This window comes from Paenibacillus sp. FSL M7-0802 (genome assembly GCF_038004945.1).
Classification (GTDB): Bacteria; Bacillota; Bacilli; order Paenibacillales; family Paenibacillaceae; genus Paenibacillus; species Paenibacillus polymyxa_B.
The window spans coordinates 3,246,284-3,265,396 of the sequence record NZ_JBBOSD010000001.1 but is presented as its reverse complement, the minus strand read 5'-3'; the positions used below and the strand labels follow the sequence as shown (position 1 = coordinate 3,265,396).

Sequence of the window (19,113 nt, the reverse complement as noted above, 5' to 3'; positions counted from 1 at the left end):
AACGATGCACCGCTGCGTCTTCTCATTTCCAAAAAGAGGTCTATGGTTTACTAGGATCAAGGAGGCTGGTTGTTGATGTCATTCGCAATTGAATCAGGGCTTTCGCCTGCCCAGATCGCGGCATTGGAGGAACAGATACAGCATATATTGCCCGCTGGCTATACACGTTTTCTTTCACAATATAACGGTTTTTATGTAGCCGCCCCTTTTTATTGCAATGTGCCCTTCGATCGCGTGGATAACGGAGACATTGATTTGACTTGTTTTTTCGGATATGAGGTATCCAACAAAAATCATGACCTTCTAGCGATTAATGATGAATTTCTGGATGAAATCAATCATGTCCAGAACGCTTTGTTGATTGGTGCAGATGCGGGCGACAATTTTTACGTTCTAATATGTAATGAATACACCCCGTATGTGTACTACTGGGACCGCACACATCTTCATGCTTATGATGACAAACTGAACTATGATATTGCAGAGCAGGACGAATGTGGACATTTGTATCTGGTGGCAACAGACTTTACAACGTTTTTTAATCAGGTAATTGAACGACTCAACGAGCAGAAAGGGAGGCCTACTGATGACAGAAATACATAACCCTAATTGGGGACCGGCTTATTTAGAAGGTTGGGTTGTACCCGAAAACCCAGAGGCATGGGTCGAGCAGGAGTGGACAGGTACGCTTCGTTCACAGGCAGGACATACGAAATTCCACATTTTTTATTATGGAGAACTTATGGACGAGCTGATCACTGGAACTGAATTTGCCCCCCAACTCATTATTGCAGAAGAGGCAGTCACAGGTGAACAGATCGTGATTTTTGACGGAACCCGCCATGGTTACGATGCTCTGCTATGCGAAGTTTATACCAAGGAACAGCAGAACAATCGTACTCCCCTGCTGCCCTATCTGGACGAAGATGGTGAAGATACTTTCGAGGTAAGCTTGACCGCTTTTTATAATGTTGATTGGGATGACGAGTTTGCAGACGATGTGGATGAGAATGGACAGTTAGAGCTGATCAACGGCGAACGATGCGATTTTGAAGATGCGAAGCGGAACGGCTATGATGCGATCAGCATTACGATTACCAACGCTAAAGGTCTAAAAACAGAGATCATTCAGGAAGAGCTGGCCTGACGATGGTGTTCAAAAGAATCAAACATCGGGAAGGCGATATTTTTGTTATCCCCATGCATGACGGCCGATTTGCGGTATGTCAGGTGATCTGCGCACTGTATGGTAGATTCAAAAAAGCGTTCTCCTTCGGGGTTCTATCCATAGGCCAGAATCAAGCGTACAAGGGTGAAAAGACATATCTTCCGTTCACAAATTATCGCGGCCGATTTGAAGTTATATTCACCGCCACCCAAAACATGACGAAGGGAGTATGGCCTATTATCGATCAGCGCCCTCTATCCGAGGAACAACAGCAGCTAAAATATTTTAATTGTGCGGGCCATCTGTATTGCGGGGATGAATATATACGCAATCTGGAACTGGAAGAATATAATCAATATACTGTAATGGGCGTGGCTGGATATGAGTTGGTACAGCGATATTTAGCCCAATACGAAGACCACTAGCAGAAGAATAGCAGCACAAATAACCACCTTGAAGTTTGATACCAAGGTGGTTATTTACGCTGCTAAAAGGGCTCGAACGTATAAGAGAATGGTGTACGCTCTGTCCCTAATACTGACTTCACGCGCTCTTCATCCACCAACGCTTCGACGAGGCTATATAAATCCGAGGCTGCATACCGAAAATTGCCCCATGTGCATAGATTCAAAGCATAGATTGGGAATTCTCCCCGTTCATCAGGCGATTGAATATCCCAAATCAGCAGGTCATTCCCTTCACTGGAAGCGAAGGGAACCGCATGCTCCAAAAGCTCCGGAAAACCATCTGGCTCCAGCGCCGCTTCTTGTAGAACCTCTTCCGATCCCAGTAATTCATCAAACCAGGCCCGCCAGTTATGATAACGATGAAGCCATGAATCCGGGTGATCGCCAAGAGGAATATGAATGTTCCATAAGCCACATAGTCGCCCGTAACCAAGAGTTTTGACATAATCTATATAAGAAGGCGGAAAGCCCATACCATTTTTAAAACGATGCTCTATTAGAAAAACCTCATCATAATAAGCCTGAAACTGCGGACGTTGCAGCCCTGTAAAAATGCTCATGTTCGCCCTCTCCTTTTGCACGTCCTATTCACCTTTTCACCCTTCGGCGCATTGAAAAGGCCATTTTCAAGTGTTAAAATGGGAATAAGATGTATATTCTAAAAAAAGAGTGAAGATGCGTCAACATCCTCACTCTTTGGCAACAGCCGCTTTTAAGGGCGGTAGCCGTGTCAAAGGATGATCATTGAAATAGACCGCTTGCCTTTGTCGAGGGCGGTCTATTTCTTTTTATGGAAGGAAAGAATTAGGATCACCAACGTTGCGAATTGAATCATCAACATTAGGGTGTCTTTAACCTCCACAGGCCTCACCTCCTTTACAGGAGACTAGCCGACCGCCCATCTAAGCCATTCTGTTGTTGAGGAATATTATAACATAAGACTCGTAAAACGTACGTTTTTACGCTCTTTTCGAAAAAGGAGGAACGAATATGGAGCAAAAGCGCTTCAAAGATGAACATGGATATAAATATGACTTTAGCGCCGTGATCCGGAGAGGAGAACAAGTAGCTGTTCACTGTCCCCGTTGTCAGGGCCAAGCTTTTATTTCCAACTCAAAGGAAGACTGTCATTACGTCGTTCGATGTTCTCATTGTTACTACACGTATCAGCAGCCAGAATCTTATACATTCTATGCACGCGGCGTATGCAACCATTGCGAGCGGTATTTTAATATCGAAATCCATGATGACCGAACGAAACTCCATAAAAATACGAATATAAACTGTCCGCACTGTGAGACACGCAATCAGGTTCCGGTGCATCGTGTTCAATCACACGAATGGCATACAGACGTGGTCCAAAACGGAAAAGACCCTATTTTCCAGCTTCAGCTGTACTTCCTTGATTACTACCGGGGGAAACCTGTCTGGGCTCTTAACCGGATACACCTGAATTACCTGCTCTCCTATATCTCTGCCGAGTTGCGAGAAAAGCCTACATCCGGTATGATGCGTACGGCTTCCCATTCCATTCCCAAGTACATTAAGGATGCGAAGAATCGACAGGCCATCTTGAGAATATTACAAAAGCTACAGCATAAGCCAGCGACTAAGGGAGGGGCCTCCATACATGAGCATACAAACTTTTGACAGCCTTGAAGCATTGATTCGTGCCGTTGGCCAAACAGAGATCAATGAATGGGTATTTGCCAATCTGGAACGTGTTCAAAGTAATCCGCTCAATTCTACCTATTACATCATCCCCGAGGAAGAATTGTGGGAACTGGAGGATGCCGGTCTCACCGTCACCAATCATCGTGATGAAAGTATACCTGCATCTCTACCAGACCATCACGTGCAATCTTGGTTGGAGGTGGCGACTGTACAGGATATCATTGAAGTGTTACGCCACAGCGGAAGCGAGCCGGATATTGAACGCATTGCGCAGGGACTGCGATATTATCATGAATATGATGCTTTTATGGAATAAGCGTTTCCAGCAGCTCTTTTACCTCAGGGACAGCCTGCTTCAGGCTGTTTTTTAGTTTCTTCGCGCCACCCCATATACGATAAACAAGCACCTCTTGTTCATAGTCCTCCAGCTTCTCAAGCTCCTCCACCAGTACCTGTGCCTGCTCTACGGTTTCGATTCTGGATGACTTCAGTGGTTTGGCAGACTCGTTGCCTGCCAGTAGAACCCTCGTCCAAACGGGGATCGTGTCCGGTGTCAGTCCGTGTGCGTCAGCAAATACAGCGGCGTAACCGTCCTGTACGGACTGATGTTCACTGTCCACCAGCTTCATATAACGATTCACTAATGGAAAATAGTTCTTTCCTTTTAGGCCCAGTCCCATCACCGCATAGGTTCCCGGCATCGCCGACTTTTCACCGGGCTCTACATCGTTATACCACTTGAACTCTTCCATCACGACCTCAGCATATTCAGCCAGCAACGGATGCAGCGACGGATACTCAAGTGCGTTGGCGAAGAAACGATGTAACGTAGATTTAGCCAACTTGGGTACAGGCAGGTAGTTTTTCACCTTGCTTTTGAACTTCATCCGATATTCCTTGGTAAAGCCCTTTCTTAAAATATCGCATAAATATACGAGTGCTTCTCTATAGCTCTCTTCTTCCTCTGAACGAATCTGAACCTCCAGCGTTTGCAAAATATCATTGGCTTGGCAGATGACTCGCTCACTTGTATATAACGCTGGGATGCTTCCTGATCCGCTCTCAAGCCACACGGAAGCCTGCTCCGAGCCTAGCTGTGCAGCAATCTCCAAATACTTCTGCCGTGCATCGGCATCGGTCGAGCCCACCCGCATCGCGGTAAGCAGGAACATCTCCATGGCTGGCGCAGGAATTTCCGAAGGGAGAATATCGGGCTTCACTTTATAATCCAGCCCATAGCTTTTTTCCCGATCTGTATAATTGGCCAAAAATTCATCCTCTGCCCAATGCTTCAAGCCACTGCTGAGCTGATACCTCCATGCTTCCTCACGCTTGCGGCTGACCTTCACTTTGGCATCCATTCGATTCAGCAGCTCATTCATCCACTGGGCGTTTACAGGGTACAAATGAGGATCAAGCAAGTGCCTTACTAAGAAAAAATCGTCCTCTTCCTTCGGCACAGCTTTACTAGAGGGGTTGAGTTTCTGCTCTACAAACTGTTGGATAGTGGCTAACAGTTGCTGCCGCTTATCTTCGTTCAGGAGTGAGAATGTAAAATGACTAGCCTTATTCTCCAAGACTACTTCCAGATGAAATTCCAGCCGATAACGAAAGAACATGGAACTAAATTCTTTCGACTTAAACAGAGCCTCTATCCGTTCCCTAAACACAGGCATCCATTCGTCCTGTACCTGCTGCAATGTTACCCCATCTGTAAACCCAGAAATTTTCGTATCCGGTCTACGATGATCCCAATCAAACGGTTCGTAGGTATCCACCCACAGCCCATCCTTCTTACAGGTAACTTTTAAGTATTCATGAATCCCTTCGTGAAGGACACTTTTGATTTGGAATTCGGCGATGCGCTTTTGCTCAGAAGCGTACGCCTCATCAATCGCCTCAAAAATTGGATCTATGTAGGCTTGTACCCCTGATGTCATAAGATGTGTTCCTCCTTCGTCCCCTCACAAATTGTAGTTCCTATGAAATTAAGATAGACTAATCTATAACTATTTTATTTCCTGATTATAGCATATCTCTCATTTACTTTTGGGCTCTATCCCTATAGATAGAGTGCCGGAAAGCAGGTGTATTCTACATGTATTGGGTTTCCACACAGCACACACCGGTGGCTACCGATGAACTGACAAATATTGAGCATACCTATGGAATAACTTTACCACCTCCCTATGTAGCATTCCTCACCCGCTACGGGCCGGGCACCTATTGTGGCCTGCTGATAATTGAAATGCCTGATCCTCAACTATTGCAATCCTATACGGATTACGAACTGTGGACGCATGATGATAACTGCCCAATTACAGCACAGCAGCTGGGCGAGTGCGTGGTCATTGGCAGTTCCATAGATGGTGACTTCCTAGCGATTCACCCTCAGGTTGAAGGCTTAATGTGGCTGCCACGACACTCGGAGATCATTACTACGAAGACTTTAGATGTTCAAGTTCCATTCACAGAGACATTAGGACATATACTACAGGATGAATTTGGAAGAATGGAGCCATTCCCCCGTTATTTCGAACCTGTCAGCCAAGACAAAACCGCTACATTCCTACTGTTTAGTCCCCTGGATACGGCCGAGGCCTACAATCCAGCCAATCCGAGCGATCAGGCGCTGAATTTTGCTCCGGCATCCTTACAAGCATTGGCTCAGCGATTTAAACAGCATTTTAACTCAAATCTATGGATTGAAAATGAGCATATCTGCATGGCTTTTCTTCAGACTCTTGGCGGATACGTGCGTTTTAACTATGCATATGGACGCGAAGTGGCGATCATTTATGAATCCAAAGCGATAGCACTTCGTGATGAAATTTTATCATTCTTGCAAAAAGAGCATTGCCGGGTTGTAGAGTAAGAGGAGGGCGAATACGAATGACAGTACATTTTACACAAACCTTAGAAAAACTGGAACAAGTCGTTGATCGTCTGAGACAAAGTGGGATGCCTGATGTGGTATACCAATGGACGGAAGGGATTTCTACAGGTGAACTAACTGAGCTGGAGGAACGGCTGCAGATGCATTTGCCTGCCTCCCTGTCTGAATTGATAAAGCGGTGTGGCAGCTTAAATTTGCTATGGTGTCTCCCCCAACACTGTATTGTAGCTGATGGACCAGAGTGTTCATATAAAAACAGCAAGGATCTTGAACAAGAGCAGTGTATCCTAGACGATATCACAGGAGAGTTTGGATGGAATCATGAGTATATTGGCTATTTTACATCCTATGGGGAAGATACCGACTCAGCAGCGGACGAGCAACGATATCTGATCCTTAATTATAATGGTGCGGGTGATCCGATACTGCTTGATATGGCAACATCCGCAACAGAGCCAGCGGTTTTCTGCTATCATCACGAGCTGGATCAGTTCACGCTGCTCGCGGAAAATCTACCCGCCTATATAGACACCATGCTCACCTTGCACGGGCTATGGCTATGGGATTGGTTTAAAGTGACCGATGAGCATGGCATTCAGCTAAACAGCCCACCACTGCAACTGTGGCAACGCTGGTTGAACATGTTTTGCACGATGAAGCTGGAGGATGCACAGTCGTTGGAGACGCTAATCCATTACACCACCATGCATGGCGTAGATTATCCTGCTGTGTTGCAGGCTTTTCAAGCCTATGATCCAAAGGATATTTTTCTTGCCTGGGAGCAGCACTGGCAGAACATTCAACATAGCCAGGTTCCATTCTCTACTTGGGCCGTTTTGGTAGGGGAGACTGCGGGGATTGGGGCTGCTGATTGGGTCCGCTCCTTGTGGGAACCGGAAACCGCGCAAGCATGGACATCTTTAGCTCAAAACAATACCCTACATGCTAAGGGTGCATTTGCGTCCACACGTGCTTATCTAAGCGCCCGCTGCCTACCCGAGCAGGAAGGCTTGGTATGTGTTTGCAATCACCTGCTACAGCATTCGGTCGCAGAAGACAAATTAGGAGGATACACCGCTAATGGGCAGCTACAACATTTTCGTTCACCACAGATCATTAACTGGATGCGGGATAAGGTCAATCATCCGGTGGATGGCTGGGCAATACTTTTCGCTCACTCCCGTCCTACAGCTGAGCAGTTGATTGAATGGCTATCCGATAGCGAGCTTCATCAAAAAATTGCAACCGAGGCGCTGGATATTATGATTCATCGGGATCCTCTTCCCGCTCTGGAAGCAGACGCTTGGGCCAATATCTCAGATCTACTTCTTGCTTCTTTGCAGCTCGTTATGCTCAAAAAAGATAAACGTCGTATTGAAGCCGTACTTAAGCAGCTTTCAGATTTGGAACTTCGTTAATCTTTCGGAATGGTTGTATGCGGATTCGCATGTACAGTGGTGTGAGGTAAAGAAAGTTAGCCGCTGCGTCAGCGGCTTAACCCCTTGAGGAAAGTATCTATAGTGAATGCGATCAATTCATCATTGGATTTTGCCATAGGAAGTTCAAAATTCAGGAGCAAAGAAGTCAATCCGTGCAGCATGCTCCATACGGATCTGGCGATCAGGTGCTCATCTCCTTGAATGATGCAGCCCTCCTCCATAGCAGCTTTGAGCCCCGCTTCAAGCAGCTCAAAGCCTTTAAAACTCCCACTGTCTATAAGACTGACCAAGCTTACAGATTCCAGGTTGCTGATAAACAGGATGTTGTAATATTCCGGGTTAGTCGTTCCAAAACGAACATACGCATCAGATACCGTTTTCAATGTGTCCAGCGTATTCAATCCCGCTGCCTGTGCTTCATCCACACGCTGCAGAAGAGCCTGCAGGAACAAGGTATTTCCTTCTAGCAGCAGTTCACGGACAACGGCTTCCTTATTGGCAAAATAATGATAAATAGTCGTTGGTGAATATTCGATCTGATCCGCAATTTTGCGCATGGAGACTTCGGCATACCCCTGATTCAGGAAAAGCGACCGGGCGGCCTCAATGATTTTCCGGCGGATCTCACTGCTTTCACGTTCTCGGCGTTTGATATGTTTCATGAGTAGATGTACTTGCCCCTTCTGCCTACCCCAATTTGGCGGCGATACGATCAGCTTCCATTATACCCGAGTTCATAGCCCCTTGAAACCCGCCCCCAGGCTGTGTCCACGCCCCTACCAATGACAGACGGTCTACTGCTGATTTGTGCTTCAGTCTTTTTATGCCGGACTGGCGGACCGTTTGTGCGTAGCCATAAACGGCCCCGTCGGGATTAGCGGTATAACGCTGCATCGTGCGCGGTGTGCCCAACTCGGCCACCACTACCTTGCTGCGAAAACCAGGATACAGCTGTTCTAGGCATCCCAGTATCTGCTCTGTCACGGCTTCTTTTTTGGCTTTATATTCGGGACGTGCGGCAGGCCAGTTCTCCAATCTGTCCAAAAATGTAATTGCAATGACACCCTTCCCCGGTTCATTGAGCTTAGGGTCCATAGCGTTATAATTGGTGAGCATCCAGTTGCCTTTGGTATACTGGCCGCTCATCATAACTTCATAATCTGTTTCCGAATCCGGCTCATTACGTAGGATTAAGTCTTCTTCGGTGATACCAAGCTCATGGGGTTCACATGATAATCCCAGATATAGCTGGGTGAGAGATATGCCAGTCTCCAAACTGCTGACAGCTTCCAGCTCACGACGGGCAACATCATAGTTTTCCAGTAGGCGGCCATAGGTATGATGGGGACTGATACCAGACACAATCCAGTTGGCTTTATATACATCCCCTTTTTTCAGACGGACACCAGCTGCTTTACCGCGTTCGAGCATAATCTCAGACACCTGACTGCGCAGGTGAACTTCTCCTCCCGCTGACTTAATAGCGTCAACCAGTGCATTGGATAAAGCCTGTGCGCCTCCCTCAATGTAATACGTCCCCTCCAAATGATAGCCGATCCAGGGAATGAAAAAATACAAGGCCGCAAGCCGTTTTGGAGGCAATCCATAATAGGCCCACAGCGCGGTGAAAAATTCCGTGAATCGGTCAGACAACCCGAACTGGCTTACAGCTTCCCAGGTAGTCATCTGCGTCCAGCGGAAGAAGGTTCCTGCTTTGAGCAGGCCAGCCGCCCTGCGCCAGGAAGTGAGGGAAGAAAAAGCAGAGAAGCCTGTTTCAAAACGGCGAATGCCCGCGAATAGACTATCGATGGCTGCCACCTCAGCAGGAAACATGTTTTTGAGGAGCTGCACATACTCCTGAACATCGGACGGAATATCAATGGTCTGCCCTTCCCAACGAATGGAGTAAGGGTGCTTTTTGCGGAGAGGAACAATTCGCTGGTCCGCATTACAGTCCTTTAACATCCGACCGAAGCTGCCTTCCCCGAGTCCACCGACACCATGCAAGGAGACATCAAAAGTGTAGCCCTTTCTTGTAAATTCAGTTGCGAAACCGCCAGGCAGAGTGTGGCTCTCAAAAACAGCTGTTCGGTAACCGAGCGCGGAGAGTCTTGCTGCACAGGACAAGCCACCCAGTCCTGCACCGATGACAATAACATCGTATTGATTCATGATTTCATCTCCTTTATTAACATCGTTATATAAGTTAACGTCGTTAAGTTAAGGAGATTATATACCACAATATTACCGTTGGAAAGCCTCGGTTTCTTATCTTCCTGTCATAGACGAATACAATCTTTTCGATCTATCTATTTGCTGATTACAAATCTCTTCAATGGATTTTTGCAAAATTCTAAGTTGCGAAAGTAGAATTTTTTATAAAAAACATCCAAAATTGTAGCGCTTTCACTTGTCAGATTCCAATGAAGGTGCTATCCTTCAAGTGGGATTGTTACTGAAAAGGCAAAACCCGAGTACACTTGTGTACCCGGAGTTTGCCTTTTTTTTGATTTGTATGAATTCCACAGCATACAGTCAACCATCCCGAACATGTAGTAAGCGCTTTAAAAAATGACACCAAAGGAGATTAATCTCATGCAAAGAAGACGTTTTGCCCTTGTTTTATTATCTTTCGTGTTCCTGCTTACGATCTTTTTCCCATCCTCCAGCTCTGCCGCAGCAGCCGATGTCCCAGCGCCACAGGCTACCCTGCTTACGCAGGTACAGCCCTTGGGTGAAGTTGTTTCTGCTGTTGTACTGAAATACAGCACTAATATTGACGGGGCATCCTTATCCACTTCCAGCTTTCAGGTTCAATCTGTACTCAATGATGTATATACAGACAGAACCGTGACCGGTGTATATACCAATGATACCGGAGCTATCACCAACCGCAGTACTCATGGTAAATATGTCGTGATTGAGCTGGATACGCAAGATAAAAATGCAAGTACCCTTACTTATGATGCAACAAGCGCAGTTAACCGCATCAACACGTTGAATTATACGATTAGTCAAAAGAAAGATATTGCAACTTCAAAGAAAACAGTCATTCCAGCCTCTGCACAGACTGTAAAAGCAACGGATAAAATTACACCGATCGTGGACGATTTCCAAAAAAACACCTTTGAAAATAAAGAAGGCTTCAAGCTGAACTACTTTACGTTTGAGCCTAAAGTAGAGCCCGGCAAAACCTACCCTCTGGTTGTGTTTCTGCACGGAAACGGCGAACGTGGCGACGGAAACGGAGTAAACCTGCTGGCAAATGCCGGAGCTGTTACTTGGGCTTCTCCTGAGCAGCAAGCCAAACACCCATCCTTCGTAATCGCTCCACAAAGCCCGATTGACCTGGAGCATAAATTCATTTGGGCGGATGAGCCACGCAACAGCGCTGTAGCCGATTTGGTACGTGAAACGGCGTTAAAATACCCGATCGATACCAACCGAATCTATATTGTTGGTATTTCTCAAGGAGCCATGGGGACGTGGAGATTGTTGGAGAAAAATCTTGACTTGTTCGCCGCAGGTGTGCCGATTGCCGGTTTGACCAACTATGAAAAAGCCGTTAACATGTACGCGCCTGTTGAACCTACACACGTCGAGGTATTGAAAAACGTTCCTATTTGGGCCTTCCATGCTGCAGACGACACCACAGTAAGTCCTAAAAACTCGCAAGAAATGGTCGCTGCCATTAAAGCACAAAACGGAAACCTCATTCACTTCACTGAATACGAAGCAGGGATTATCAAACCTACAGGACACTTCTCCTGGGTTCCGGCTCTGCAAAATCAGGATATGATTGAATGGCTGTTTGCACAAAAGAAATAAATGTAGTTTTTGTATTAAAACCGAACTTAAAAGTTTCATATTGTGCCACTACGCAGTCGGATAGTGCTTCCCATCGCCACCGCCCCCGGATTTCTTGAACAAAGCCTTTTATAGAGTAGTAATCCGGGGACAAAAGCGATCGCTTCGCTTGTACAGCACTATTCCGTCTACTCCATTTTTATGTTCATTTTAAGTTTGGTTTTTTTATATCTCCAAATAATGCGCCAGAACGGTTCGATACCCGTCTGGCGCTTTTTTATATCATTCAAAAAAAGGCACCTGCCTTCCTGTGTACCACCATCAGGAAAGCAGGTGCAATATCAAAACGAGGAGACTGAAAAATTTGACACTGGTATTGCCATTTGCAGTTAACTTGGAACCTGCTACTTCGCGCGTTTCGCAGCTTTGATCGTTTTCAAAGCTCGTCTGCGAGTTACCTTGTTCGGACTCCGAAGCTGTCTTCTGGCAGTTGCCACATCTGCTTTAGCCATGTGCACATCACCATCCTATTCACTTAGGCTCATATTGGGAGCATGCACCTAAAGACTGTTAGTAATGATTATGATTCTCATTATCATTTAAGATTATATAATGAAATCTACTAGCATGCAAGAGCTTTTGGGTAGAGTATGTATCTTTATTAGGACGGTGTTCATTTCACCCTTTTACGCTTCTGTGTTACATTATATAAGTAAAACGAGAACAAAAATTCGAATCAGATTTACGTTCGCCATTTTCATAGTCCTTTATTCCGAACTAAATCAAAGTCTATATCTTCCCGACATGTGTTCCATAACAATTCATCTGTAAGAAAACTTAATGCATCCATGTTGCGCAATCGTTCGACCAACTCAGTAATCACATCTATGTCTTCACGTTGTACATGCCTTGCAAGAGTGAATTCCTCCCGTGTCACCATCAACATATAGATGCGAATGATTTCTTTCCTTTTTTACATGTCGAAGAGTAAGCACGCTATTGTCGATCATCATGACGTAACGGTCCTTGATCAGATAGCCTTCAAAAAGCTCATACATATGCGGAAGATCACAGGGACCAAGAATGACACTTACTTTTTCAAAATTACTTTTGTTCATTTAGATTTAGCTCCCTTCACATCTATTAAAACGGTCTTTACTAAAGATTAGATTTGTAAATTTTATAACTTTTAAAGATTAACCTTTGTAGTTATTTTATATCCTTTAAAGATAAACTTCAATAGTTAATGTTATTTCTATTTAAATTTCTATAATGAGGTGTATGTATGGGAATTGTTTTTAAACTTGAAGAATTACTTCGAGAAATCGGGATTACTAAAAACGCTCTCGCTCGTGAGGCAAAAATCAGGCCTAATACCATCTATGAGATGTGTAACAATACATCCAAGCGAATCGAATTTAAAACATTTAATACCGTGATGGAAACACTGATTCGGCTCTCTGGTCGTCCATTAACTCTACATGATGTTCTCGAATATATACCTGAAAATGAACTAGAGAAACACTAATTCATTCACAGAATAGTCCGCTGCACCTTATATCTCTGCCCCTGGCAGGGATATTTTTTCCCTTGTTATTTAGCATAATTGTTATCATTATTTCAGAGTACGTGTAACTAGAATCTATACTGATAAAGGAGTATTTTTCAGAAGCAAAAATACGTCCGGCTACCGTAATAGATATGGTAAATGGCAAAACCAAAAGACTTGAACTGGAAACACTAGTCCATATACTTGATGCTTTGAATAGATTTGCCCGCCAACGAAGATTTACAAGGGCTATTACTCTCGCTGATATTATAGAATACATTCCTGAAGATGGAATTGAGAGACAGTGAGACTGTAACATGAGAATGAGGATTACTATTAGCCCAGTGGGCATTTCCATGACAAAATAAGAGGTTGCTAAGGCCCTCTTTTCCCCATATTAAAGAAGCGTTGGGCTTGTTGTCCCAACGCTTCTTTATGGTAAAACAACAACTTATACTATGATTAATCCACTTTGCCGCCCTCTACAACCAATTGATCTGTAAAGCCTTCTCCATAAACAGAGGTCAATGTGTCCTTGTAGGCTTGATGCACAAAGTTTTCCTTGCCTAATGTAGCCAGCTCATTGTTGATCCAGTCTAACAACTCCTTATTTCCCTTTGCTACTGCGGGTGCAATTGTATCTTGACCACCAAAGGCCGGGATGGTTACGGTAAAGCCGGGGTTGGCCTTGGCCCAGGCGATCAGCTCTGTATTATCGTTGGCAATGGCGGCACCGCGTTTGTCTTTGAGGGCTGAGAAGATTTCTGTGTATTGATCGAATTTAAGCAGCTTGATGTCAGGATAATTTTTCGTGAAATAGGTTTCAGCCGTCGTTCCCTTTGCGACAATCAGCTTCTGGTCCGAATTCTTTAATTGGTCAATCGTGGTGATTGGAGCGCTGTCAGGTGACACAATGCCAAAGGATAATTTCATATATGGATTGGCAAAATCGACTTTTTCTTTACGCTCATCCGTCACCGTAAAGTTAGCCATGATGATATCTACCTTGTTGGATTCCAAATAGGCGACCCGGCTGGCAGCATCCACCAGGACAAATTCCACCTTGGACTCGTCACCCAAGAGATCTTTGGCAAACCGCTTCGCAATGTAAACGTCAAAGCCTTGATTCTTCCCTTCCGAATCCACGTAGCCAAAAGGCGGCTTATCTGCAAATACACCAATTCGAATCTTGCCATTCTTTTTAATGTCCTCAATCGAAGCAAATTTAGCCGAGCCTGAACTACCGTTGGTATTTCCGCCTCCTGCACATCCCGCCAAACCAACAAGCAGCAAGCTTAAAGCCAGTAATAACGTCGTGAACTTCATTCCTTTTCTCATCTGTATTCATCCCCCTGTTTATATCGTTTCGTACTGAAATATATCCAGAAAGTGCTGGGCACGCTCTGTTTCCGGTTGGGTAAAAAATTGCTGTGGCGTAGTCATTTCACATATTTGTCCTTGATCCATAAAAACGATACGATCTCCTACCGACTTGGCAAATCCCATTTCATGCGTCACGATAATCATGGTCATGCCCTGTTGTGCCAGCTCTCGCATGACATCCAGCACCTCTCTGACCATTTCCGGGTCCAAGGATGCGGTGACTTCATCAAAGAGCATAATTTCCGGGTTCATACACAGGGCGCGCACAATCGCAATCCGTTGCTTTTGCCCGCCTGATAATTGTCTCGGATACGCATCTTTGCGATCCAGCAGACCCACTCGCTCCAATAGCTGCTCCGCTTGCTCAAGTGCCTCCTGCTTGTTTCTCCGCTGAACTTTAAGCGGGCCGAGCAATATATTTTCTAAGACCGTCATATGCGGAAACAATTCGTAGTTCTGGAACACCATTCCGATATGCTGCCGCACCTCGCGCCAATTCACTTTCTTATCCGTCAGGTCCTGCCCTCTATAACGGATAGCTCCGCTCTGGACTGGTTCCAGACCATTGAGACATCGGAGGAGTGTGCTTTTTCCACATCCCGAAGGACCGAGAACGACCACGACTTCCCCCTTCGTTACATCCAGATTAATCTGTTGCAGTACTTTTCGGTCTTCGAAGCTTTTGTGCAGCCCTCGAATTTCGAGTAAAACCTCCACAGCCTCTCCCATGACACCCACCCCATCCTGCTAATTTTGCCATCTGCGTTCAAATCTTTTGGAAAGTCTGGATAACGGATAGCATACGAGAAAATACAATATGAAAATAAAGCCGTACACCCAGAAGGATGCCGAGGGCGCTTTGATTACACCGAGCTCAATAATCTGCTGTCCGACCTTGACCACTTCCACTACACCGATCAGCACCACTAATGAAGTGGTTTTGATCATCCGTGTCGCCAGATTAATAGAACCGGGAAGCATTCGGCGCACCGCCTGGGGAATGAGCACATGGCGGTATAACTGTCTATATGTCAGTCCCAGTGCCTGCCCGGATTCCACCTGATGCTTGGGCAGTGATTCCAATGCACCACGAACGATGTCACCAATCTCGGCCGCTCCCCACAGGCTGAATACGATAATTGCTGTCAATTCCCCGCTGATATTCACATTCAACAAAGGAGTAAATCCAAAATATACGACATACAACCACACCAGAATTGGAATAATGCGGAATGTCTCCAAATATAATTTCAGCACAAACCGAATCGGTCTTGATTTTAAGGTGCGCAGCAACCCCATCAAAATGCCTAATAGAGTACCGATAATAATGGAAAGTAGCGCAATCTCCAGCGTAACGAGTAATCCCCCTAATAGACGCTCGAAATTGGAACCTTCAAAGAGCACATTAATCCCCGAATTCAGCATATCGCACCTTCCTTTCCACCCACGTCAGCAGTATCGACAAAGGTAAAAGCAGGACGAGATATGCCAATACCAGCAGAATTAGTGATTCTGTTGTTTTGTAGTACATGCCGATCAGGTCTTTTGCCACATTCATCAGATCTAATAAAGCAATGGCGCCAACAATGGAAGTCTCCTTGAGCAAAAAAATCGCATTCGCTCCCAGAGACGGAACACTGATGGCAAAAGCCTGTGGCAAAATAACATATCTCGCCAGTTGTATCTTGGACAGCCCGAGACTCAGCCCGGATTCCGTCTGGGTTTTACTCACTGCTTCCATTCCCCCACGGAACGCCTCAGCCATATACCCCCCGCCCAAAAAGGTCATGCCCACAATGGCACACGTCATTTCGCTCATATGCAGACCTATTTTCGTAAACCCATAATACAGAAAATATAACTGTACAAGCAGCGGCGTATTTCGGGAAAGCTCAATATAGGCAACAATGATGCCGCTAATTCCCCTTACCTTGTAATACAGCACTGTGCTGCACAGCAAACCGACGACTAATGAAAATAGAATAGCAAAAAAGGCGATCTTCAACGTCAGCCACATAGCTTCTCCATATAACGGCAAGCTCTCTACAATAAACTCCCAGTCTAAGTTCATATGTGCATACCTTTCGATTTTCGATTATTCCTATGTATTTGCTTTGCTTAATAACAATGATTGTATTCCTGCCCAATTATTACGTCAATACTTTGATGAAAATTTGTCATATTTATCTATGATTTAGGAAGAAAAGTGTTGTTTTATTTCAGAAATAAATAAAAAAAGCTTGAAATGAATAAATTTCATTTCAAGCTTTGATTTATGCTATACGATTCATCACACGAGTGGCTCTGTAACTACAGGACCGCCAAGCTTCTCTATAATTAAACGGCTTTCCTCATTTAACCCTTGCAGGGTAATAGATTTGCCGGATTTCGTATACTTTTGCAGCACCTTGCCGATGGCAGTAACCGCCGAGTGATCCCAAATATGAGAATGGCTAAAGTCCACCACGACACGTTCTGGATCATCCGAAGGTTCGAAATGATCGACAAAACGAGTTGTTGATGCAAAAAACATCGGACCCCTGACATGGTACACCTTCTCATCGTTGTTCTCCGTCGCGCTAATGCGAATTTTAGCCATTTTCCAGCCAAAATGCAGGGCACTCAGCAGTACGCCCACGATCACGCCCTTGGACAAATCATGCGTAGCCACCACGATGATCACCGTAACTACCATAATTAACGTATCTGCTTTCGGAACCTTGGCAATGTTTCGGAGCGATTTCCAATCCACAGTTCCAATACACACCATGAACATGACTCCCACCAATGCGCCCATTGGCACTTCCTTTACAACCCCGCCAAGCACGAGCAGCAGAAAGGCCAAGAATACCCCAGCCGTAAAAGTGGACAAACGCCCTCTTCCGCCTGAGCTGACATTAATGACGGATTGTCCGATCATGGCACAGCCACCCATACCACCAAAAAAGCCATTTACAAAGTTGGCAATCCCTTGTCCGCGGGCTTCCCGGTTTTTATTGCTTTTCGTTTCGGTCATTTCATCCAAAATACTGGCTGTCAGCAGCGATTCCAGCAGTCCAACCAGTGCCATCGTAAAGGAATACGGCAGCAAAATCCGCAAAGTGTGCCACGACCACTCAATTTGCGGCAAATGGAATGAAGGCAGCGAGCTGGTTAGTGTACCGATATCTCCTACTGTTTTCACATTCAATCCAAATACATACGTAATGATCGTCATGATGATGATTGCCGTCAATGGGGCAGGAATGCTTTTCACAAATCTCGGTAAAATATACACAATAAGTAGCGTCCCTGCTACCATCGCGTACATGATCCAATTAGCTCCATGAAAGTGGGTGAGTTGCGCCATAAAGACGAGGATGGCCAGCGCATTCACAAATCCGGTCATGACTGGCTGCGAAATAAAGCTGATAAAGCGACCTATTTTCAATACACCCAGCAGCACTTGAATGATTCCTGCCAAAATGGTAGCTGCAAACAGATATTCCACGCCATGATCCTTCACCAGGCCAACGACCAGTACAGCTACGGCCCCGGTCGCTGCCGAGATCATCGCCGGACGTCCACCTGCAAAAGAGATGACAATTGCCATCGAGATGGAGGCGTACAGTCCGACCATGGGATTGACCCCTGCAATGATCGAGAAGGCAATCGCCTCGGGAATTAGTGCTAGCGCCACAGTCATGCCCGCAAGTATATCGGCCCGGATATTACCGAACCATTGTTGTCTAAGATTCATACTGTCTCGTTCCAGCCTCCTATATTTACAGAGAGTAGCGTGTTGACTCGCAACCCGTGTGTTTCGGGCATCCGTCCAGCTGCCAATCGCCAAGGCTCTCCTATCATTCAGCTCGTCTCTCTCAAACGAACCCGGTCCGTTACATTCAGTCCATCATTATAACGTAAGGAATTCGCAGAGACGAATGAGTTAAAAGGCTGTTTACAGAAAGAAATCATCTATTTCCTTGAAATATCGCCCAGTATCTTCATCTTATTCGTTTTCTTATAATTAAAATTTTCGCAATTTCTAAGATTCTAACCTGCTAAAGTTTATCACCTTAACTTCATACTCAGACTCCGCGAACTGTAAATCTTGATCCGCCGTAACCAGTACCAATTGGTTTATAATAGCTGTCGCAAGAATCAATGCATCTGGGGTCTTGAGCTTTCTTGCAAACTTATCTTTTTGTTCTCTTCTGATACGCCCCGCTTTAACTGCGATCTCTGAATTAACTGCAATAAATTCCCCGCCAAGAAAAGGTATCGAATCTAAGTCAGTATCAGTGGGCAACCCGGCTATAAACTCGGACTGAGTTATAACAGAAAAGAAAATATTTTCTTTATCTTCCTCAGCTTGTCGTATCACTCTATCCAAAGATGAGTCAAGCCTATGAAGGGCAATAGCTGCATTCGTATCAAATAAATACCCCCTCTAATCCCAATCCTCTCTGGATTGTTTAACACTCTCTTCGATCTCAAGTAATTGCTCCTTACTTAGGCTGCCTCGGGAATTTAAAACAGCTTGCAACCCTTTCGGTAACGGGGACTCTAAATCAATAACCTCAGTTTCCCCCTGTTTATTTTCTATAGTAACTTTTGATGGTTCAAACCCAATATCACGAAGGAGACTTAGGAGACGTATTCGATGTATATCAGTTAATTTTTTTGCCACTAAAATCACTCCTTAGCAAAAGATTAGTTTCCGGTCATAGCTCGATTGATTCGTTTTT

At 45.2% G+C, this 19,113-nt stretch carries 21 protein-coding genes and 2 pseudogenes; 9 read left to right on the top strand and 14 right to left on the bottom strand.

Annotation, left to right across the window (positions count from 1 at the left end):
• Positions 1-75 precede the first annotated feature (75 nt).
• The 3 genes from MHB54_RS15200 to MHB54_RS15190 are packed head-to-tail and all read left to right on the top strand — an operon-like array spanning position 76 to position 1,593.
• Positions 76-603 (top strand): SMI1/KNR4 family protein, encoded by a 528-nt coding sequence (locus MHB54_RS15200; RefSeq protein ID WP_049828352.1) that lies wholly within the window; start codon positions 76-78, stop codon positions 601-603.
• Positions 587-1,147, top strand: a complete 561-nt coding sequence (locus MHB54_RS15195) for a hypothetical protein (RefSeq protein WP_023990760.1) — start codon at positions 587-589, stop codon at positions 1,145-1,147. Before MHB54_RS15200 ends, MHB54_RS15195 begins: the two co-directional genes overlap by 17 nt.
• Positions 1,148-1,149: 2 nt before the next feature.
• Positions 1,150-1,593 carry an immunity 26/phosphotriesterase HocA family protein gene (locus MHB54_RS15190; RefSeq protein WP_023990761.1) on the top strand — a complete coding sequence of 148 codons (444 nt, stop codon included), beginning with the start codon at positions 1,150-1,152 and terminating at the stop codon, positions 1,591-1,593.
• A gap of 62 nt (positions 1,594-1,655) precedes the next feature.
• Here the strand turns inward: MHB54_RS15190 and MHB54_RS15185 are convergent, their stop codons facing one another.
• Both MHB54_RS15185 and MHB54_RS28720 read right to left on the bottom strand, forming a co-directional pair.
• Positions 1,656-2,195: an SMI1/KNR4 family protein gene (locus MHB54_RS15185; RefSeq protein ID WP_264454433.1), complete on the bottom strand. Its 540-nt coding sequence runs from the start codon at positions 2,193-2,195 to the stop codon at positions 1,656-1,658.
• 218 nt (positions 2,196-2,413) lie between these two features.
• Entirely contained in the window at positions 2,414-2,497 is an 84-nt protein-coding gene (locus MHB54_RS28720; protein ID WP_223822146.1) for a putative holin-like toxin, read from the bottom strand.
• A gap of 128 nt (positions 2,498-2,625) precedes the next feature.
• Between MHB54_RS28720 and MHB54_RS15180 the strand changes: the two genes are divergently transcribed.
• Both MHB54_RS15180 and MHB54_RS15175 read left to right on the top strand, forming a co-directional pair.
• Positions 2,626-3,285, top strand: a complete 660-nt coding sequence (locus tag MHB54_RS15180; protein WP_023990763.1) for a hypothetical protein — start codon at positions 2,626-2,628, stop codon at positions 3,283-3,285.
• Complete coding sequence (locus tag MHB54_RS15175; RefSeq protein ID WP_177235823.1) at positions 3,266-3,625, top strand: DUF7716 domain-containing protein; 360 nt, start codon at positions 3,266-3,268, stop codon at positions 3,623-3,625. The genes MHB54_RS15180 and MHB54_RS15175 overlap by 20 nt, the downstream gene beginning before the upstream one ends.
• Here the strand turns inward: MHB54_RS15175 and MHB54_RS15170 are convergent.
• The gene (locus tag MHB54_RS15170) at positions 3,615-5,249 is read right to left on the bottom strand and encodes a DUF6138 family protein (protein ID WP_264454432.1); all 1,635 of its coding nucleotides are present in this window, start codon (positions 5,247-5,249) and stop codon (positions 3,615-3,617) included. The two genes, MHB54_RS15175 and MHB54_RS15170, sit on opposite strands and share 11 nt — an antisense overlap.
• 158 nt (positions 5,250-5,407) lie before the next feature.
• Here MHB54_RS15170 and MHB54_RS15165 point away from each other — a divergent pair, with 158 nt between their 5' ends.
• The gene (locus MHB54_RS15165; protein ID WP_023990766.1) at positions 5,408-6,184 is read left to right on the top strand and encodes an SMI1/KNR4 family protein; all 777 of its coding nucleotides are present in this window, start codon (positions 5,408-5,410) and stop codon (positions 6,182-6,184) included.
• 17 nt (positions 6,185-6,201) lie between these two features.
• Positions 6,202-7,623, top strand: a complete 1,422-nt coding sequence (locus tag MHB54_RS15160; RefSeq protein ID WP_076264509.1) for an SMI1/KNR4 family protein — start codon at positions 6,202-6,204, stop codon at positions 7,621-7,623.
• 68 nt (positions 7,624-7,691) lie between these two features.
• Here MHB54_RS15160 and MHB54_RS15155 read toward each other — a convergent pair whose 3' ends face one another.
• Complete coding sequence (locus tag MHB54_RS15155; RefSeq protein WP_023990768.1) at positions 7,692-8,306, bottom strand: TetR/AcrR family transcriptional regulator; 615 nt, start codon at positions 8,304-8,306, stop codon at positions 7,692-7,694.
• 25 nt (positions 8,307-8,331) lie between these two features.
• The gene (locus MHB54_RS15150) at positions 8,332-9,816 is read right to left on the bottom strand and encodes a phytoene desaturase family protein (RefSeq protein ID WP_264454431.1); all 1,485 of its coding nucleotides are present in this window, start codon (positions 9,814-9,816) and stop codon (positions 8,332-8,334) included.
• 423 nt (positions 9,817-10,239) lie between these two features.
• Here MHB54_RS15150 and MHB54_RS15145 point away from each other — a divergent pair, with 423 nt between their 5' ends.
• A complete protein-coding gene (locus tag MHB54_RS15145; RefSeq protein WP_075154869.1) occupies positions 10,240-11,472 on the top strand; it encodes a PHB depolymerase family esterase in 1,233 nt (410 codons plus the stop codon).
• 383 nt (positions 11,473-11,855) lie between these two features.
• On the opposite strand, the gene MHB54_RS15140 is transcribed toward MHB54_RS15145, so the two are convergent.
• The gene (locus MHB54_RS15140) at positions 11,856-11,963 is read right to left on the bottom strand and encodes a putative metal homeostasis protein (RefSeq protein ID WP_175405225.1); all 108 of its coding nucleotides are present in this window, start codon (positions 11,961-11,963) and stop codon (positions 11,856-11,858) included.
• Between the two features lie 245 nt (positions 11,964-12,208).
• Positions 12,209-12,569 (bottom strand): annotated as a pseudogene (locus tag MHB54_RS15135) (hypothetical protein).
• A gap of 167 nt (positions 12,570-12,736) precedes the next feature.
• On the opposite strand from MHB54_RS15135, the gene MHB54_RS15130 reads away from it, so the two are divergent.
• Positions 12,737-12,979: a helix-turn-helix domain-containing protein gene (locus MHB54_RS15130; protein ID WP_023990771.1), complete on the top strand. Its 243-nt coding sequence runs from the start codon at positions 12,737-12,739 to the stop codon at positions 12,977-12,979.
• Positions 12,980-13,462: 483 nt separating this feature from the next.
• On the opposite strand, the gene MHB54_RS15125 is transcribed toward MHB54_RS15130, so the two are convergent.
• From MHB54_RS15125 to MHB54_RS15095, 7 genes and pseudogenes are all read right to left on the bottom strand, one after another.
• A complete protein-coding gene (locus tag MHB54_RS15125; protein WP_025721633.1) occupies positions 13,463-14,338 on the bottom strand; it encodes a cysteine ABC transporter substrate-binding protein in 876 nt (291 codons plus the stop codon).
• A gap of 18 nt (positions 14,339-14,356) precedes the next feature.
• Positions 14,357-15,112: an amino acid ABC transporter ATP-binding protein gene (locus tag MHB54_RS15120; RefSeq protein WP_025721631.1), complete on the bottom strand. Its 756-nt coding sequence runs from the start codon at positions 15,110-15,112 to the stop codon at positions 14,357-14,359.
• 18 nt (positions 15,113-15,130) lie between these two features.
• A complete protein-coding gene (locus MHB54_RS15115) occupies positions 15,131-15,808 on the bottom strand; it encodes an amino acid ABC transporter permease (RefSeq protein WP_023990775.1) in 678 nt (225 codons plus the stop codon).
• The gene (locus MHB54_RS15110) at positions 15,789-16,454 is read right to left on the bottom strand and encodes an amino acid ABC transporter permease (RefSeq protein ID WP_023990776.1); all 666 of its coding nucleotides are present in this window, start codon (positions 16,452-16,454) and stop codon (positions 15,789-15,791) included. The genes MHB54_RS15115 and MHB54_RS15110 overlap by 20 nt, the downstream gene beginning before the upstream one ends.
• Before the next feature lie 219 nt (positions 16,455-16,673).
• Positions 16,674-18,122: a SulP family inorganic anion transporter gene (locus MHB54_RS15105; RefSeq protein ID WP_068938975.1), complete on the bottom strand. Its 1,449-nt coding sequence runs from the start codon at positions 18,120-18,122 to the stop codon at positions 16,674-16,676.
• Positions 18,123-18,410: 288 nt separating this feature from the next.
• Positions 18,411-18,797, bottom strand: a pseudogene (locus MHB54_RS15100) (PIN domain-containing protein); the annotation flags it as partial.
• A gap of 18 nt (positions 18,798-18,815) precedes the next feature.
• Positions 18,816-19,055, bottom strand: coding sequence for a hypothetical protein (locus tag MHB54_RS15095; protein ID WP_016822811.1), 240 nt, complete (start codon positions 19,053-19,055; stop codon positions 18,816-18,818).
• Positions 19,056-19,113: the final 58 nt, after the last annotated feature.

Excerpts from the sequence above, each read along its gene's own strand:
- MHB54_RS15200 (WP_049828352.1), top strand. The coding sequence starts at position 76 with ATGTCATTCGCAATTGAATCAGGGCTTTCGCCTGCCCAGATCGCGGCA.
- MHB54_RS15195 (WP_023990760.1), top strand. The coding sequence starts at position 587 with ATGACAGAAATACATAACCCTAATTGGGGACCGGCTTATTTAGAAGGT.
- MHB54_RS15190 (WP_023990761.1), top strand. The coding sequence starts at position 1,150 with ATGGTGTTCAAAAGAATCAAACATCGGGAAGGCGATATTTTTGTTATC.
- MHB54_RS15185 (WP_264454433.1), bottom strand. The coding sequence starts at position 2,195 with ATGAGCATTTTTACAGGGCTGCAACGTCCGCAGTTTCAGGCTTATTAT.
- MHB54_RS15180 (WP_023990763.1), top strand. The coding sequence starts at position 2,626 with ATGGAGCAAAAGCGCTTCAAAGATGAACATGGATATAAATATGACTTT.
- MHB54_RS15175 (WP_177235823.1), top strand. The coding sequence starts at position 3,266 with ATGAGCATACAAACTTTTGACAGCCTTGAAGCATTGATTCGTGCCGTT.
- MHB54_RS15170 (WP_264454432.1), bottom strand. The coding sequence starts at position 5,249 with ATGACATCAGGGGTACAAGCCTACATAGATCCAATTTTTGAGGCGATT.
- MHB54_RS15165 (WP_023990766.1), top strand. The coding sequence starts at position 5,408 with ATGTATTGGGTTTCCACACAGCACACACCGGTGGCTACCGATGAACTG.
- MHB54_RS15160 (WP_076264509.1), top strand. The coding sequence starts at position 6,202 with ATGACAGTACATTTTACACAAACCTTAGAAAAACTGGAACAAGTCGTT.
- MHB54_RS15155 (WP_023990768.1), bottom strand. The coding sequence starts at position 8,306 with ATGAAACATATCAAACGCCGAGAACGTGAAAGCAGTGAGATCCGCCGG.
- MHB54_RS15150 (WP_264454431.1), bottom strand. The coding sequence starts at position 9,816 with ATGAATCAATACGATGTTATTGTCATCGGTGCAGGACTGGGTGGCTTG.
- MHB54_RS15145 (WP_075154869.1), top strand. The coding sequence starts at position 10,240 with ATGCAAAGAAGACGTTTTGCCCTTGTTTTATTATCTTTCGTGTTCCTG.
- MHB54_RS15140 (WP_175405225.1), bottom strand. The coding sequence starts at position 11,963 with ATGGCTAAAGCAGATGTGGCAACTGCCAGAAGACAGCTTCGGAGTCCG.
- MHB54_RS15130 (WP_023990771.1), top strand. The coding sequence starts at position 12,737 with ATGGGAATTGTTTTTAAACTTGAAGAATTACTTCGAGAAATCGGGATT.
- MHB54_RS15125 (WP_025721633.1), bottom strand. The coding sequence starts at position 14,338 with ATGAGAAAAGGAATGAAGTTCACGACGTTATTACTGGCTTTAAGCTTG.
- MHB54_RS15120 (WP_025721631.1), bottom strand. The coding sequence starts at position 15,112 with ATGGGAGAGGCTGTGGAGGTTTTACTCGAAATTCGAGGGCTGCACAAA.
- MHB54_RS15115 (WP_023990775.1), bottom strand. The coding sequence starts at position 15,808 with ATGCTGAATTCGGGGATTAATGTGCTCTTTGAAGGTTCCAATTTCGAG.
- MHB54_RS15110 (WP_023990776.1), bottom strand. The coding sequence starts at position 16,454 with ATGAACTTAGACTGGGAGTTTATTGTAGAGAGCTTGCCGTTATATGGA.
- MHB54_RS15105 (WP_068938975.1), bottom strand. The coding sequence starts at position 18,122 with ATGAATCTTAGACAACAATGGTTCGGTAATATCCGGGCCGATATACTT.